21 protein-coding genes are annotated in these 14,367 nt (G+C 61.8%); 5 read left to right on the top strand and 16 right to left on the bottom strand.

Annotated elements, in window-relative coordinates:
• Nucleotides 1–80: 80 nt before the first annotated feature.
• From LZK81_RS15990 to tolQ, 3 genes are read right to left on the bottom strand one after another with little or no spacing between them, the layout of a single operon-like run.
• Entirely contained in the window at nt 81–1,301 is a 1,221-nt protein-coding gene (locus LZK81_RS15990; protein WP_233953898.1) for a hypothetical protein, read from the bottom strand.
• Nucleotides 1,302–1,311: 10 nt separating this feature from the next.
• Entirely contained in the window at nt 1,312–1,764 is a 453-nt protein-coding gene (gene tolR, locus LZK81_RS15995) for a protein TolR (protein WP_046603574.1), read from the bottom strand.
• 31 nt (nt 1,765–1,795) lie between these two features.
• Complete coding sequence (gene tolQ / locus LZK81_RS16000; protein ID WP_046603573.1) at nt 1,796–2,515, bottom strand: protein TolQ; 720 nt, start codon at nt 2,513–2,515, stop codon at nt 1,796–1,798.
• 365 nt (nt 2,516–2,880) lie between these two features.
• On the opposite strand from tolQ, the gene LZK81_RS16005 reads away from it, so the two are divergent.
• On the top strand, nt 2,881–3,546 hold the full coding sequence (locus LZK81_RS16005) for a lysozyme inhibitor LprI family protein (protein WP_233953899.1): 666 nt from the start codon (nt 2,881–2,883) through the stop codon (nt 3,544–3,546).
• 8 nt (nt 3,547–3,554) lie between these two features.
• On the opposite strand, the gene ybgC is transcribed toward LZK81_RS16005, so the two are convergent.
• Nucleotides 3,555–4,022: a tol-pal system-associated acyl-CoA thioesterase gene (ybgC, locus tag LZK81_RS16010; protein ID WP_046603572.1), complete on the bottom strand. Its 468-nt coding sequence runs from the start codon at nt 4,020–4,022 to the stop codon at nt 3,555–3,557.
• 122 nt (nt 4,023–4,144) lie between these two features.
• Here ybgC and LZK81_RS16015 point away from each other — a divergent pair, with 122 nt between their 5' ends.
• The 3 genes from LZK81_RS16015 to LZK81_RS16025 are packed head-to-tail and all read left to right on the top strand — an operon-like array spanning nt 4,145 to nt 7,075.
• Nucleotides 4,145–5,365, top strand: coding sequence for an NAD-dependent epimerase/dehydratase family protein (locus LZK81_RS16015; protein WP_046603571.1), 1,221 nt, complete (start codon nt 4,145–4,147; stop codon nt 5,363–5,365).
• Nucleotides 5,366–5,378: 13 nt separating this feature from the next.
• The gene (locus LZK81_RS16020; RefSeq protein WP_233953900.1) at nt 5,379–6,191 is read left to right on the top strand and encodes a glycosyltransferase; all 813 of its coding nucleotides are present in this window, start codon (nt 5,379–5,381) and stop codon (nt 6,189–6,191) included.
• Nucleotides 6,188–7,075 carry an NAD-dependent epimerase/dehydratase family protein gene (locus LZK81_RS16025; protein ID WP_233953901.1) on the top strand — a complete coding sequence of 296 codons (888 nt, stop codon included), beginning with the start codon at nt 6,188–6,190 and terminating at the stop codon, nt 7,073–7,075. The genes LZK81_RS16020 and LZK81_RS16025 overlap by 4 nt, the downstream gene beginning before the upstream one ends.
• Here LZK81_RS16025 and LZK81_RS16030 read toward each other — a convergent pair.
• From LZK81_RS16030 to LZK81_RS16040, 3 genes are all read right to left on the bottom strand, one after another.
• Complete coding sequence (locus tag LZK81_RS16030) at nt 7,059–7,424, bottom strand: hypothetical protein (protein ID WP_233953902.1); 366 nt, start codon at nt 7,422–7,424, stop codon at nt 7,059–7,061. The two genes, LZK81_RS16025 and LZK81_RS16030, sit on opposite strands and share 17 nt — an antisense overlap.
• Nucleotides 7,417–7,638 (bottom strand): DUF2945 domain-containing protein, encoded by a 222-nt coding sequence (locus LZK81_RS16035; RefSeq protein ID WP_046607820.1) that lies wholly within the window; start codon nt 7,636–7,638, stop codon nt 7,417–7,419. Before LZK81_RS16035 ends, LZK81_RS16030 begins: the two co-directional genes overlap by 8 nt.
• Nucleotides 7,639–7,742: 104 nt before the next feature.
• The gene (locus LZK81_RS16040; RefSeq protein WP_046607821.1) at nt 7,743–8,204 is read right to left on the bottom strand and encodes a VOC family protein; all 462 of its coding nucleotides are present in this window, start codon (nt 8,202–8,204) and stop codon (nt 7,743–7,745) included.
• Between the two features lie 125 nt (nt 8,205–8,329).
• On the opposite strand from LZK81_RS16040, the gene LZK81_RS16045 reads away from it, so the two are divergent.
• The gene (locus LZK81_RS16045) at nt 8,330–9,220 is read left to right on the top strand and encodes a LysR substrate-binding domain-containing protein (protein ID WP_233953903.1); all 891 of its coding nucleotides are present in this window, start codon (nt 8,330–8,332) and stop codon (nt 9,218–9,220) included.
• On the opposite strand, the gene LZK81_RS16050 is transcribed toward LZK81_RS16045, so the two are convergent.
• The 9 genes from LZK81_RS16050 to ruvC all read right to left on the bottom strand — a co-directional run bounded on the left by LZK81_RS16050 (nt 9,217) and on the right by ruvC (nt 14,282).
• Nucleotides 9,217–9,726, bottom strand: a complete 510-nt coding sequence (locus tag LZK81_RS16050) for an NUDIX hydrolase (protein ID WP_233953904.1) — start codon at nt 9,724–9,726, stop codon at nt 9,217–9,219. The genes LZK81_RS16045 and LZK81_RS16050 overlap by 4 nt on opposite strands.
• Before the next feature lie 5 nt (nt 9,727–9,731).
• Nucleotides 9,732–10,631, bottom strand: a complete 900-nt coding sequence (locus LZK81_RS16055) for a metallophosphoesterase (protein WP_233953905.1) — start codon at nt 10,629–10,631, stop codon at nt 9,732–9,734.
• On the bottom strand, nt 10,632–11,672 hold the full coding sequence (ruvB, locus tag LZK81_RS16060; protein WP_046625150.1) for a Holliday junction branch migration DNA helicase RuvB: 1,041 nt from the start codon (nt 11,670–11,672) through the stop codon (nt 10,632–10,634).
• Nucleotides 11,669–12,073, bottom strand: coding sequence for a PIN domain-containing protein (locus LZK81_RS16065; protein WP_046607826.1), 405 nt, complete (start codon nt 12,071–12,073; stop codon nt 11,669–11,671). The genes ruvB and LZK81_RS16065 overlap by 4 nt, the downstream gene beginning before the upstream one ends.
• Entirely contained in the window at nt 12,070–12,318 is a 249-nt protein-coding gene (locus LZK81_RS16070) for an AbrB/MazE/SpoVT family DNA-binding domain-containing protein (protein ID WP_233953906.1), read from the bottom strand. The genes LZK81_RS16065 and LZK81_RS16070 overlap by 4 nt, the downstream gene beginning before the upstream one ends.
• Before the next feature lie 102 nt (nt 12,319–12,420).
• Nucleotides 12,421–13,038, bottom strand: a complete 618-nt coding sequence (ruvA, locus tag LZK81_RS16075; RefSeq protein WP_038589322.1) for a Holliday junction branch migration protein RuvA — start codon at nt 13,036–13,038, stop codon at nt 12,421–12,423.
• A 12-nt stretch (nt 13,039–13,050) separates the two neighbouring features.
• Nucleotides 13,051–13,464, bottom strand: a complete 414-nt coding sequence (locus LZK81_RS16080) for a type II toxin-antitoxin system VapC family toxin (protein ID WP_046610107.1) — start codon at nt 13,462–13,464, stop codon at nt 13,051–13,053.
• Nucleotides 13,465–13,468: 4 nt separating this feature from the next.
• Complete coding sequence (locus tag LZK81_RS16085) at nt 13,469–13,717, bottom strand: AbrB/MazE/SpoVT family DNA-binding domain-containing protein (RefSeq protein ID WP_046610108.1); 249 nt, start codon at nt 13,715–13,717, stop codon at nt 13,469–13,471.
• A gap of 55 nt (nt 13,718–13,772) precedes the next feature.
• Nucleotides 13,773–14,282, bottom strand: coding sequence for a crossover junction endodeoxyribonuclease RuvC (gene ruvC, locus LZK81_RS16090; RefSeq protein WP_037078104.1), 510 nt, complete (start codon nt 14,280–14,282; stop codon nt 13,773–13,775).
• Nucleotides 14,283–14,367 lie beyond the last annotated feature (85 nt).

A 14,367-nucleotide genomic window follows, 5' to 3' on the forward strand; every position in this document is an offset into this window, starting at 1 on the left:
ACAAGCCTTTCAGCTTAATACGAGAGTTTCGGGGCAGGTTCCGTTTCATCTGTTTCTGCATCGGTTCCATACCTGCCGGCTCACAATGCGAACTCCGACGGATCGAAGTTCAGCACCAAAACATTCCAGCCCTTTTCGCCCTGGTATTTTTCGACCGGCAAATTCTTGAGCGGAGCGGATTTCATGAGGGCGCGGCGCGTGCTGCCTTCGACCGCACGCCGGGTTCCTTCCGGACCGCCGGTCGCCGTCACCTCCGGATCGCCGACGATATTGCCGGACTGATCGAGCTGCACCCTGATCTTCACACGCACTTCCGAGACGCCGGTCAAACCGCCGACGAGCGCCCAGTTGCCCTGGATCTGTCCCTTGACGTTGTCGATCTCGCTGGAGCTCAGGCCGACGCCGATGGTCTTGGTATCGCCGCGGGCGGCCACCTGGGTGGAACGCTTGGCACCGCCACCGGATGCCTCCTGCTTGTTCAGCAGGGCTGCTATCTGGTCGGCGTTGAAATCGCTCTGCATGGAAGACGACGACTTGGCGGTTTCCTGCTGCTTGCCTTCCTTCTTGTCGGACGGCTTGACGGATGCGGTCGCCTTGTTGTCGGTCTTGGCCGCCTCGGCTGCCTTGGCCGTATCCGGCTTCGCCTCGGCCGGCTTTTCAACGGGCTTGGCCTGCTCCTTCGGCGGTTCGGGTTTCGGCGGCTGCGGCCTGGAGGCGGGCGTCGGAACCGCTTGCGGCAGTTCGCCCGTCTCGGACGTGTTTTCGCTCTGCAGCGGCACGGCCGTCGGCTTGGCGGCCTCCGGCTTCGGCGGCGTAGGTTCGGGCTTCGGCGGGGTCGCCTCCGGCTTCGGTGGCGTGATTTCGGGCTTGGGCTGCGGCAGAGCGGCCATCTCGGTGGGCTTCGGAGCCGTCTCTTCCTTGACGATATCCTTGACCTGGTTCTGTTCCGGCGTCGGGGTAGGCGTCGGCCGTTCCACCGGCTTCGGAGCCGCCGTGGTTTCGGTCGGCTGCGGCTTGGTGGTCGGCGTCGGAGGTGTCTTCAGGTCGACGTCGTTCTCGCCGGCGTTCTGGGCGTTCTCGACGATCTTCTGGTTCTTGGTTTCCTTGGGCGAAGGCTTCTGGCTGGCAGGCGCCTTCTTGTCACCCTGCTGGGTCTGGGTGATCGATTCCACGGAGACGATGTCGACCGGAAGTGCATCCACTTCGGCCACGTCGAAAGTCGCGGGCGCGCTCAGCGAAACGAGCGCCAAGCCGAGTACCAGCGAGTGTAGGACCAGCGATGTGCCGAGACTGACCTTCATGGCGCCGCGATCACTTCTCCTGTTCCTGCAGGGTCACGAGGCCGATATTCTTGTACCCGGCAGAAGAAATGCGGGCCATGACCTTCATGACGACGCCGTAGGCCGCGGTCGTATCGCCGCGCACATAGATACGTTCGTTATAGCCTGTGGTGGCGATCGCCTGAAGCTTCGGCACGATCTCGTCGAGGCCGATCGGCGTTTCCTGCAGGTAGATTTCGCCCTTCGGATTGACCGAGACGGTGATCGGCTGGGTGTCGGCGTTCATCGCCTTCGCCTGCGTTTCCGGCAGGTCGATCGGCACGCCGACGGTCATCATCGGTGCCGCTACCATGAAGATAATGAGCAGCACGAGCATGACGTCAACGAGCGGCGTCACGTTGATTTCGCTGATCGCACCGCCGCGACGACCGCCGCGCCTGCGACGACCGCCACCCGATTTTGCTCCTCCGGCCGACATACCCATGAGACGTTACTCCTTGAGCCCGAGAGGCTTTTTACTGCGCCGCCTGGCGCGGCTGCAGCTTCTCGTCGATCTGGCGCGACAGGATGGCGGAAAATTCGTCCGCGAAACCTTCCATGCGGCCAGAGAGCTTGCCGGCATCGCCGGTGAACTTGTTGTAGGCGATGACCGCCGGAATGGCGGCGACCAGGCCGATCGCGGTGGCGAGCAGCGCTTCTGCAATACCCGGCGCAACGACCGCAAGGTTGGTGGACTTCGACCCGGCAATCGCCTGGAACGAGGTCATGATGCCGACGACGGTGCCGAACAGACCGATGAACGGACCGGCCGAGCCGATCGTCGCCAGCGAACCGAGGCGGGCCTCATAGGTTTCCGCTTCACGCGACATGGTCACGTCCATCGCCCGGTCGATACGCATCTGCAGACCGATCGGCGAACGGGCACCGCGCTCGAAGCTCTTTTTCCACTCGCGCATGGCGGCGACGAAAATCGCCGCAAGGCCGGTGTTCGTCCGCTCCGACAGGGTACGGTAAAGTTCTTCCAGCGACTGCCCGGACCAGAACACCTGCTCGAACTGGTCGAACTGGCGCTTGGCCTTGCCGAAGCTGACATATTTGTCGATCACGATCGCCCAGGTCCAGATCGATGCGCCGATGAGACCTATCATCACCAGCTTGACGACCAGACCGGCCTGCATGAACAGCGACCAGAGGCTCACTTCGCTCGCCGCTGCCGCCAAACCTACCTGTTCCATCTACTATCCCCGAATCCAAACGCCCGGCTTTAAGGACCGGGCGGTTCAAAAGCGCGCTCTCGCGAGTATGTCTTTGATCGCCGGAAGCGCTTAGCCCTAACCCCAAGATACCCTGAGCTTCAAGCTTGGCTTCTCGCTTTCAATTTTGGTCAAAGGAAGGCGTGCGTTGCACAAATTCCTCATGTCTCAGTAAGACACCATTATCGTTAACGAAAGGTTTAGACGGGCCTTGCAATGGCGAGTTCCCAGATCACTTGAAGTTGGAACAAGGAAAGCCGGCAACTTCCAACTTAGTTTTTTCTCATTCACGGGTTATGACACTGTGAGAATCGGATTCCCGGGGGCACACCATGTGGCGCGCAGTGATGATAGCCTTGACGATGTTGATCGCGGTGCCGGCCCATGCCGCCTCGTTCGACTGCAAGGGCGTCCCCTCGCCTGATGAACTGGTAGTCTGCAACGATCCCCTCCTTTCAGCGCTCGACACTCTGCTTCCGCGGGTCCAGGAAAAGGCCGAACGGGAGAAAAGGGCGGAGACCCGCCAGGTTATGCGCGACTTCACCAGCGACCGGTCAGCCTGCGGCTCCGACCGATCCTGCGTTCTGAGCACCTATGTTGCGATCCTTGGAGAGCTCGGCGGCGCCAAGAGCATTCCGGCCGACATCACCGCCAGCACGATCGCGGGCGGGCGGGCCAAGCCCTCCCCGACATTGCCCATGAAGATCGGCCAGTGCACGGTGACGAACGTGACCGGTGTCCATCCGCGCGTCGGCGAGGATCCGATCAAGGACGAGGACTACAATGCCGGCACCGGCATCGAATACGCCAATGACGGCTACCAGGTCTCCTACAGCCGCGAAGAGGCGCTGATCGCCTCGAAGCCCGGCGACAAGGTGACCATGTGCCTGATTTCCATCCCCAAACGCTGCCCGCCGGGCGACGACCGGGGTCGCGAGTATTTCGTCACCAACGCCCGCACCGGGCAGAGCTGGGCGATGGCCGATTCGCAGCATGCCTGCGGCGGCATGTAGGTTCCGCCTTAAACCGCATCCACCTGCTCGACCCCGCGCCCGAGAAACTTTTCCGCCACGCTCTCCGGCAGCCGGCGCGGACGCCCGTGCCTGTTGATGACCGCGATCACCACTTTTGCGGCGATCAGCAGTGTTTCGCCGCGACGGATCTCCTGGTTGAGCACCATCTTGGCGCCGCCCGCTTTTTCCGTCACCGTCTGGATGATCAGGATGTCGTCCATGCGGGCCGGCTGCTTGAAGTCGATCTCCATCCGGTGGACGACGAAGACCAGCCCCTCCTCGTCGGCGGAAAGCAGCGCGCTCTGCTCACAGCCGAGGCAGCGCAGATAGTCGGTGCGGCCGCGCTCCAGGAAATGCAGATAACGGGCGTGGTAGACGAGGCCGGAAAAATCCGTGTCTTCATAATAGACGCGCTGAGCCAGCCGATGGCCGCCTTCCATCAACTCGCCCGATAACAAAAAATTGTATTCCTTCATGGCCTTGCCTTGGAAATTCCTAGCTCTCCACTGGATATGCGCGCAATGCCGCCCCAGTTTTGACGTCCTGTCACATATCCTCCCTATCAGGAAATAAGTCGAAAACCAGCGGAGAGTAACCCATGAAGATTGCAGTCCTGGGCGGCGACGGTTTCGTCGGCTGGCCGACATCGCTTCACCTGTCCGACGCCGGCCACGAGATCCATATCCTCGACAACCTCTCCCGCCGCTGGATCGATACGGAGCTTGGCGTCCAGTCGCTGACGCCGATGGACAGCATCCAGGAACGCACCCGCATCTGGCATGCCGAAACCGGCCGCCGCATCCATTTCCACCTGATCGATCTCGCCAAGGACTACGAGCTCCTGAAGGGCTGGCTTTCAAAGCACCGCCCTGACGCCATCATCCACTTCGCCGAACAGCGCGCCGCGCCCTATTCGATGAAGAGCGACCGGCACAAGAACTACACCGTCAGCAACAATGTAAACGCCACCCACAACCTCTTGAATGCAATGGTCGAACTCGATCTCGACGCGCATCTCGTGCATCTCGGCACGATGGGCGTCTACGGCTATTCGACGGTCGGCGCGGCGATCCCGGAAGGCTACCTCCCGGTCGGCATCGAAACCGCCGACGGCCGCACCGTCTCCCAGGAAATCCTCTATCCGAGCAATCCCGGCTCGATCTACCACATGACCAAGTGCCTCGATCAGCAGCTCTTCCAGTTCTACGCGAAGAACGACGGATTGCGGATCACCGACCTGCACCAGGGCATCGTCTGGGGCACCCATACCGAACAGACCCGCCGCCACCCGCAATTGATCAATAGATTCGACTATGACGGGGATTACGGGACGGTCTTGAATCGTTTTCTCATCCAGGCGGCCATCGGTTATCCGCTCACCGTCCACGGCACCGGCGGCCAGACCCGCGCCTTCATCCACATCCAGGATTCGGTCCGCTGTATCGAGATCGCCCTGAACAACCCGCCCGCCCGCAGCAGCCGCGTCGAGATCTTCAACCAGATGACCGAGACCCACCGGGTGCGCGATCTTGCCGAGATGATTTCGAAAATGACCGGTTCGAGGATCGCCTGGCTGCCCAACCCGCGCAAGGAAGCGCCGGAAAACGAGCTGGTGGTGAAGAACGAAAAATTCCTCGGCCTCGGTCTCGAACCGACGACGCTCGGCGAAGGACTGCTCGGCGAGATCGTCGACGTCGCGAAGAAATACGCCTACCGCGTTGACAGATCACGCGTTCCGGCCGTCTCCGCCTGGACGAGGGACATCGCCGCGAAGGTGGAACATGACCCGGAGGGTGTGCGGCTGAAGTCGGTGTCGTGAGGCACCGCATCTCATGACCAACGCCTTCGTCACCCTGGTCACCAATGCCGACTACGCGATGGGCGCAACCGCGCTGGCGCGCTCCATCCGCCGCACCGGTACTGAGGCCGATATCGTCGTCCTCCATACCGGCGGCGTCGAACGCCCCGCCCTCGCCCCGCTCGAGGCCCTCGGCTGCCGCCTGGTCGAGGTGGAGCATCTGCCCCTTTCCGACGCCTTCAACCAGCGGCATGCGCGAAAAAAACTGCATGGCGCCGCTCCCTTCACAAAAGGCCGCAAGCCGGATTTCCACACGCCGCTCGACAATTTCTGCAAGCTCAGGCTCTGGCAGCTCACCGAATACGAGACCTGCATCTTCATCGATGCCGATGCGTTGGTGCTGAGGCCGATCGACAAGCTGTTTTCCTATCCGGAATTCTCCGCCGCCCCCAACGTTTATGAAAACCTCTCGGACTTTCACCGCCTGAACTCCGGCGTCTTCGTCGCCAAACCTTCCGCCGAGACATTCGACAGGATGCTCGCGGCGCTCGACCCGCCGGACGCCTTCTGGCGGCGCACAGACCAGACTTTTCTGGAGACGTTCTTTCCGGATTGGCACGGCCTGCCGGTCTTCATGAACATGCTGCAATATGTCTGGTTCAACATGCCGGATCTCTGGAGCTGGGAAAGCATCGGCGTGCTGCACTACCAGTATGAGAAGCCGTGGGAGACGGATCATCCGAAAGCCGACCGGCTGCGGCCGCTGATCGAGCTCTGGCAGGCGTTTTACGAGGGCCGCGAGATCCCCGCCCTCTCCTCCCTGCCGAAGCCGGGAGAGATGCCATGAAGGTGCTGATATCGGGCGGAACGGGCCTGGTCGGCCGCTACATCGTCGAAGGCCTCGTCGATGCGGGATATCAGGTGATTGTCGGAGGGCGCAGCCCGCCGGCGCCTGGCTTCTTTTCCAAACCCGTCGAGTTCGCGCCCCTTTCGCTCGATCCCGCCATCGACCAGATCGAAGCTTTTGACGATGCCTATTTCTTCGTCCATGCGGCCTTCCACCATTTGCCCGGAAAATACCGCGGCGGCGAAGGCGATGATCCCGATCGCTTCCGACGGCTGAACCTCGACGGCACCGTCAAGCTGTTCGAGACCGCCAGGACGGCCGGCACCCGCCGGGCGGTCTTCCTCTCGAGCAGGGCCGTCTATGACGGGCAACCCGCCGGAACGGTGCTTGACGAAGACCTGCCCTTGAAGCCGGACGGGCTCTACGGCGAGATCAAACTCTGGGCCGAGGGAGCACTGGCAGAGCTTTCGGCCCCCGCCTTTGCCACCTCGTCTCTGCGGCTCACCGGCGTCTACGGCAATCTGCGCCCCAATAAATGGGACGCTCTCTTTTCGGATTACCTGGCGGGTCGGCCTGTTCCGTCGCGTGCGGGAACGGAGACGCACGGCCGCGATGTCGCCGCCGCCGTTCGCCTCATGCTGGAAACCGAGACCGGCAAGATCGCCGGCCAGGTGTTCAATGCCTCGGACATTCTGACCGATACCTGCGAAATCCTCGGCCACCTGTCGGTCACCCATCACAACCTGCCGCCGCCGGCAGACCGCGGCGCCGTCAACGTCATGTCGACGGACAAACTGAGGGCGCTCGGCTGGCAGCCGGGCGGCGCACCGCTCTTGCGGCAGACGATCGCGGATCTTGCAGCCGCTCTCAGTGCGACTGCGTGAAGCGACGCAGCTTCGCCTCGTTCTTTGCCTTTTCGATCGCCTTCTTGTGCTCCTCGGCCCATTTTTGGCCGGCGTCGCCACCCCAGAGCAGCCAGGCTATGTAACCGGTGGACGGATTGTCGTCGTCGCCGAAATTCTCGGCACGCTTGTCCGCCTTGTGGCGGGAAAAATAGCTCACCATCCGCCGCACCGTCTTTTCCGAGATCGACTTGCGGTTCTTGAGGTCCCGGGCTCGCGCTACCCCCACCATCGTGCCGCCGCGGCGGTGCTGGGAACGGAGCTTCAAGCCTTTTTCAGCGGCCTGCGCCACTTCGGTAGGCGGGACGTGATCGGGGATTTCGCTATCCATGGGTCTTCCTCAGCTCGGACTCGCTCTTGAGAACCCGGTCGCCGTCTTTCTGGCGGATGAGAAACGCGGGTTCATCGGCATCCGCTTTGCGCTTGATCGTCTTGCCCTTGATCTTGCGCTCCACGTCGCTGGTGAATTTCTCGGCGACCTTGCCGTTGGCCTCGGATCGCCCCCAGGTCCACGCGACCTCGTTTCCGATCTCGATCTTCTGCATGGCGTTCTCCTTTCGGGGGAGAAACGGCAAGCGATGCGCAGATGTTCCAATCGGAATGCGGGCTGTTAGGGAGCACCCGTCCGATGCTCCCTAACCGAGAGCCGTCAGGCGACGACTTCCGCCAATTCAATGAGGTTGCCAAAAGGATCGGCGAAAAAGGCGAGCTTGCGGCTGATGTCGTCGAGTTTGAAGGGCTCGGTGACAATATTGACGCCGCGGGCGCGCAGCTCTGCAACGGTCGCTTCGATATCCGTGACGTTGATGCAGAAATGGTGGTAGCCGGAGTAACGCAGGCTGTCGCCCAGATCGGTATAGGCCGGCGGGTCGATCGGCAGCGGATCGCCGCCGCCCAGGATCTCCACCATGAAGTGATCGTCATTGGCAGGCGCCAGATAGGCGAGCTGCTCGTCGGCAAACGGCCATTCATGGATGACGCGGAAATCGAGCTTTTCGACATACCAGCGCTTGGCGATCTCGAAATCGGTGACCCGAATGGCCACGTGATGACCGCGCATGGCGGCAAAGGCGGATGCGGTATTCTTGGGCGGAAGGATGAAGTCGGCCATTGGAAATTCTCCTCTTTTTGACCGCCGGCGGAATTGCCTGGGGCGGTGACGAGGAGAGAATGGCGCAAGCGCATTTCTTCGATTAGACTGATAGTTCTCTCATCAATGTTGAGCTCAGTTCAGCAATGCGCGCCACAGATCTTTCCGAACTCGCCGCCTTCGAAGCCGTAGCCCGCCACCTGAGTTTTCGCCGCGCAGCGGAGGAGCGCTACGTCACGGCTTCGGCCATCAGCCACGCGGTCAGCAATCTCGAAGAGCGGACCGGCGTCCGCCTGCTCCACCGCACCACCCGCAGCGTCTCTTTGACCGATGCCGGCGCCATGCTGCACGCGCAGCTTTCGCCCGCCTTCGGCGATATCGGCACAGCGCTCGACGCGCTCAACCAGTTCCGCGATACGCCCTTCGGCAAGGTGCGGATCAACGTGCCGAACTCGATCGCGCCGGCGGTGCTCGGCCAGGCGCTTGGGCCGCTCATTCGCGACAATCCGCATCTGAAGCTCGAAGTCGTCGCCACCGACCGGCTGGTCGATATCGTCGAGGAAGGGTTCGATGCCGGCATCCGGCTCGGCGAAAGCCTGCACCAGGGCATGATCGCGGTCAGGATCAAGCCGCGCCTGCGCCTCGTCGTGGTCGGTTCGCCCGCCTATTTCAGGGACCGGAAAATCCCTCAGACGCCGCAGGAGCTGGAAACCCACGTCTGTATCGAAAACACCTATCCGAGCGGCACCCGTTATCCCTGGGAATTCTCCCGCGACGGAGAAACCGTGACCTTCCATCCGAACGGACCGGTGGCGCTCGACGATCATGAACTGATGGTCGAGGTCGCCCGCTCCGGCACGGCGCTCGCCTATGTCTGGGAAAACCGTGCCGAGCGCGACATCCGCGACGGCCGGCTCATCCAATGCCTGGACGCCTGGTGCCCGCCGGAGGACTGGCTCTACCTCTATTACCCGAGCCGCCGCAACATGTCGGCAGGCCTGCGCGCCGTCATCGAGGCGATGCGGGTCCAAGGCTAGGACTTCAGGTCGAGATCGCCGTCGCGCCAGACGAGGTGGCGCGGACTGACCGGCAAGTTCTCGATCTCCTCGGCGATGAAGTAGGGCGGGATGTCGAGCGCCCTCAGCGCCGCGGTCGTCGCCGGCACCCATTTGAATTCCAGATCGTGTTCGTCCTTTATCCGGTGGACGATATCGGTCGGATGAAACGGAAACGTCTCCGGGATGTCCATCAAATAATAATAACCGAGCTCATGCCAGTCGCGGTCTTCGTAGTGGAAGAAATTCTCGACCGACCAGAGCAGCCGCCCGACCGTCACCTCGACCCCGATTTCCTCGACCATCTCGCGTCTCAGCGTCTCTTCCGAGGTCTCGCCAATCTCGGCCCGCCCGCCCGGAAACGTCCAGAATGCCTCGTCCACGGCGCGATGCACCAGCACGTAACCATCGCGGAACCCAAGCCCGGCAATCCGCATCTGAAAGATGCGCTTGCTCTTGGTCTTGATACGGATGCGAGTGCGCGCCATGCGGTTTACCCCAGTTCGATCACGACGATTTCCGGCCTCGAGCCCACTCTCACCGGCAGGATGGAGCAGCCGAGGCCCCGGGACACGATGAGATCACGCTCCCCCTCACGATAATGTCCGGCCGGATAACGCCGCGAGCCCTGCGATGCAGCGGCGGGCCGCCAGCCCAGAATATTGATCTGACCGCCATGGGTATGACCCGAAAGCGTCAGACTGACCCTCTCGCCCACCTGCGGAAATATGTCCGGCTCATGTGCCATGAGCAGCACCGGCGAGTCGTCGTCAATTTGCGCGAGCGTTCCCGGAAGATCGTCGATGCCATTCATCCTCGTCCGCTTGAAGTCTTTGCCGGGACGCAGAGCCATCTGGTCGCCGAGGCCCGCCAGCCAGAACGATTGCCCGTCTTTCTCCAGCCTGACGGCCTCGTTGATGTAGGTCGGTATTCCAACGGCCCTCAGTGCGGCCGCCGCGATATTCTCGGCGAGGGGATCTCTCTGGAAACGAAGATCCTCCCAATGGTCATGATTGCCGAGCACTGCATGAACGCCAAGCGGCGCCTTCAGCACCGAGAATACCCGCGACCAATCCGCCGACGGGATATGCTCGGTCAGCAGGTTCATTCCCGACACATAATCGCCGAGCAGCAGGATGACATCCCCGTTCAGCGCATTGGCCGCCGAACAGATCGACCCGATCCGGTCGAGGCTCATCCAGGGCTCGCAGGCGTGGATATCCGCCAGGACGATGATGCGCAGCTTCAATCCCGGCGTCCATCGCCTGGGCGTGACGGCATATTGCGTCAGCCGCGGCCGTGCCATCACCTCCACGAAGGGATAGGCGGCCAGAGCGAACAGGGTCGCAACGCCTCCGGCAAAGGCCTTGAGCAAAGTCCGCCTTGTGAGCACTCATTCATCCTCGAGATTCATCCGGAATTGCGCTGCCTCGAGATCCTTCGGCGGCTGCATTCCCAGATGTTTCCACGCGTTTGCGGTCAAAACGCGGCCCCGGGGCGTGCGCTGGATGAAACCCTGCTGGATCATGTAGGGTTCGATGATGTCCTCGATCGCATCGCGCGGTTCCGACAGACCTGCGGCGATCGTTTCGATGCCGACCGGTCCGCCACCGAAATTGACGGCGATCATGTTGAGGTAGCGTTTGTCGAGCTGGTCGAGACCCATATTGTCGACCAGAAGGCGGGTCAGCGCCTCGTCGGCGATCTCCTTCGTCACCGCTTCGGCCTTCGCTACCTCGGCGAAATCGCGCACCCGTCGCAAGAGCCGCCCGGCGATGCGCGGCGTGCCACGGGCGCGGCGGGCGATCTCGCGGGCGCCTGCATCGGTGATCGAAAGGCTCATCAGCCGCGCACCGCGCCGGACGATCAGTTCCAGCTCATCGACCGTATAGAAGGACAACCGGATGGGAATGCCGAACCGGTCGCGCAGCGGTGTGGTGAGCAGACCGGCCCGGGTGGTGGCGGCAACCAGCGTGAATTTCGACAGATCGATCTTCACCGACCGCGCCGACGGGCCTTCGCCAATGATCAGGTCGAGCTGGAAATCCTCCATCGCCGGATAGAGGATTTCCTCGACCGCCGGATTGAGCCGGTGGATTTCGTCGATGAAGAGCACGTCGCGCTCTTCGAGATTGGTGAGCAAGGCCGCAAGGTCGCCCGCCTTGGCGATGACCGGGCCGGATGTCGAGCGGAAATTGACGCCGAGTTCCTTGGCCATGATCTGCGCCAGCGTCGTCTTGCCGAGGCCGGGCGGGCCGACGAACAGCACGTGATCCAGCGCCTCGCCGCGGTTCTTCGCCGCCTCGATGAACACTTTCAGGTTGGCGCGCGCCTCCGCCTGGCCGGTGAACTCGTCCAGCGACTGCGGACGCAGCGTCGTATCCAGGTCTTCGCCCCGCTTTTCCGGCGTTATCAGGCGGGCGGGTTCACTCATGCGAGAAGTTCCATTCCGGGCACCTTGCGTGCAGCCTTTTGATCGAAGGTCTTTGTCGATTCACAGCCTTCCTCCAACGAGCGGCAGGCGATGACGGCATCGGCAAAGTCTGCATTGTTGGCCTCGACAAGCCGAAGCGCCTTTACGACAAGCGTATGGTTCTCGACCATAAGCCCTCTCGTGTGAAGCAGCCTGTCTATGGCAAGTGTCACGTGCTTCCTGCTGAATCCGTATTGTGACCTGAGGGCCCAATCAAGCTCAAGCAGACCAATCAGGGTGATAAAAGCGGAATAACCTCTTCCAAGGCCTTCCCCAAATTTGAGCGCTGCTGCCCGCTGCGACGGGTCGTCATCGATGAAAAGCCGCAGAACGACATTCGTGTCGAGCCCAAAAACGGTCATGCGGCCGCATCCGCTTCTTTATCATCCTGCGTATCGACCGCATTCGCACCGGCGGCTTCCAGCACAGCGGCATCGATCTCATCGAGCGTCGCCCGCCCTTTCGGCGGTTTTCCAAGGAGCCCCGCGAGGTCGTTGAAGTTGACGTTCTTAGGCGTGATGACTACCTCTCCATTGACCAGTGAGTAAATCATACGGTCTCCGGGCTGAAGGTTGAGAGCTTCGCGCATCTCCTTCGGAATGGTCACCTGGCCCTTCGGCGAAAGCGTAACTTCCCACCACATACATCACCTGTTCCGACAAAACGCTATTCGAAGGAAATTTTATCAAACTTCCGACAAATCAGCAAATCACCGCGCCAGCTCCTTCAGCCCCAGCCGGATAAGCCTGGCGCTGTCGCCGCCCTCGCCGCCGTTCTTGAGCGCCGCCGCAACCGCATTCGCGGCCTGGTCGCGCGAGTAGCCGAGATTGGTGAGCGCCGAAACGGCATCGGCGACCGGTGCGGCGGCCACCCCCTCGCCGAGCTCCTGCTTGAGGCCGATATTGCCCGAAGCCTCGCCGGCAAAGGCGGGCGCCTTGTTCTTGAGTTCGGTGACGATGCGCACCGCGACCTTCGGCCCGACACCGGGCGCACGCGAGACGGTCGTCTTGTCCTGAAGGGCAATCGCATTGGCAAGCTCGGAAGGCGTCAGCGTCGAGAGCACCGCGAGCGCCACCTTGGCGCCGACGCCCTGCACGCTCTGCAGCAGGTTGAACCATTCCCGCTCCAGCGCCGTCAGGAAGCCGAAAAGCTTGAACTGGTCCTCGCGCACATAGGTCTCGATGAACAGCACCACCGCCTCGCCGACCGAACCCATCTTCGACAGAACCCGCGACGAGCAGAACACCTCGTAACAGACGCCGTGAACGTCGACGAGCACATAGTCGTCGCCGATCTCGTCGATAGTGCCTTTGAGCTTGCCGATCATGAAAGATGTCCGTCAGGGATGGGTTTCGGGGGAGATGATGGAAATCAAGGGAAAATAGGTCCGGTACCTTGCTACATCCCGGCTGAGCAGCCTGTAGCCTTTGACCATCGCATGGGCGCCAATGTAGAAATCGGGGAGCGGCGAACGTTTGTCCCCGCCCAGGCGGCGGTATTGCAAGAAAGCGTGGCCTGCCGCGTAGGCCGCCTCCCAAGGGAGATCTTCCCGCCGGAAAAGACTGGGCGCAAGTGCCGATTCCAGTTCCTCGCTCGTCGCGTAACCGGCGGCCATTTCCGCATAAATCAACGGATTGATCAGCAGCGGCCCGTTTGTCTGGGCAGCCGCCAATTGTTCGGTCGACCATTCGGTGAAGGCGCTCCGCGTGTGGAACACGTCGATCAGGACATTGGTATCGACAAGGGTCGCCATGCGATCAGTCTCTCAGAAGACGATAAAATTCCTCGCCACTCATATCGCCGAGAGACATGGACCCTTGATGCCGCCTGAGGTGATCCATGAGCACGCGAACATTGCGTTCGGCTTCCTCACGAGACGGCTCAACACGGCGAAGCACGGCTTCACCCTCGCGAAGAACAAATTCCACCTCGCTGCCCGGTTCAATCCCCAGATTGGAGCGGACATTTTTCGGGATCGTAACCTGGCCTTTTTCCGTGACGCGCATGGTAATACCTCTGAGGTATTACTTACTGGCCAACCCAGAACAAGTCAAGAACAAACTAGCCGGCGAGTGCCGCGCGCATGCGTTGGCCGCCGCGGTTATGGGCGTGGCAGATGGCGATTGCCAGCGCGTCGGCAGCGTCATTGCCCTTGAACTCCGCCTTCGGCATCAGGATCTTCAGCATCATGTGGATCTGCTGCTTTTCGCCGTGGCCGACGCCGATCACCGATTTCTTGACCGCGTTCGGCGCATATTCGGCAACCGGCAGCCCGGCCCTTGCCGGCACCAGCATGACGACGCCCCTCGCCTGGCCGAGCTTCAGCGTCGCGACTGCGTCCTTGTTGACGAAGGTCTGTTCGACGGCCGCCTCGTCCGGCTGGTAGGCATGCACCACTTCCGCCAGCCCGTCGTGCAACTGGCAGAGGCGTGAGGCGAGATCCATGTCGCCGTCGGAGGTCACGGTCCCCGACGCGACGAATTTCAGGCTGTTGCCGAGCGTCTCGATAATGCCCCAGCCGGTGCGCCGAAGCCCCGGGTCGATGCCGATGATGCGAATCGTGCCTGTCATGCCCATACCCTATCCTGATGCCCCAACCAGTGCCATGAGAATGTGAACAAACCGAAAACGGGAATGCAGCACCGTTTACCTTCGG

Origin of the sequence: Neorhizobium galegae (assembly GCF_021391675.1) — a bacterium.
GTDB lineage: Bacteria > Pseudomonadota > Alphaproteobacteria > Rhizobiales > Rhizobiaceae > Neorhizobium > Neorhizobium galegae_B.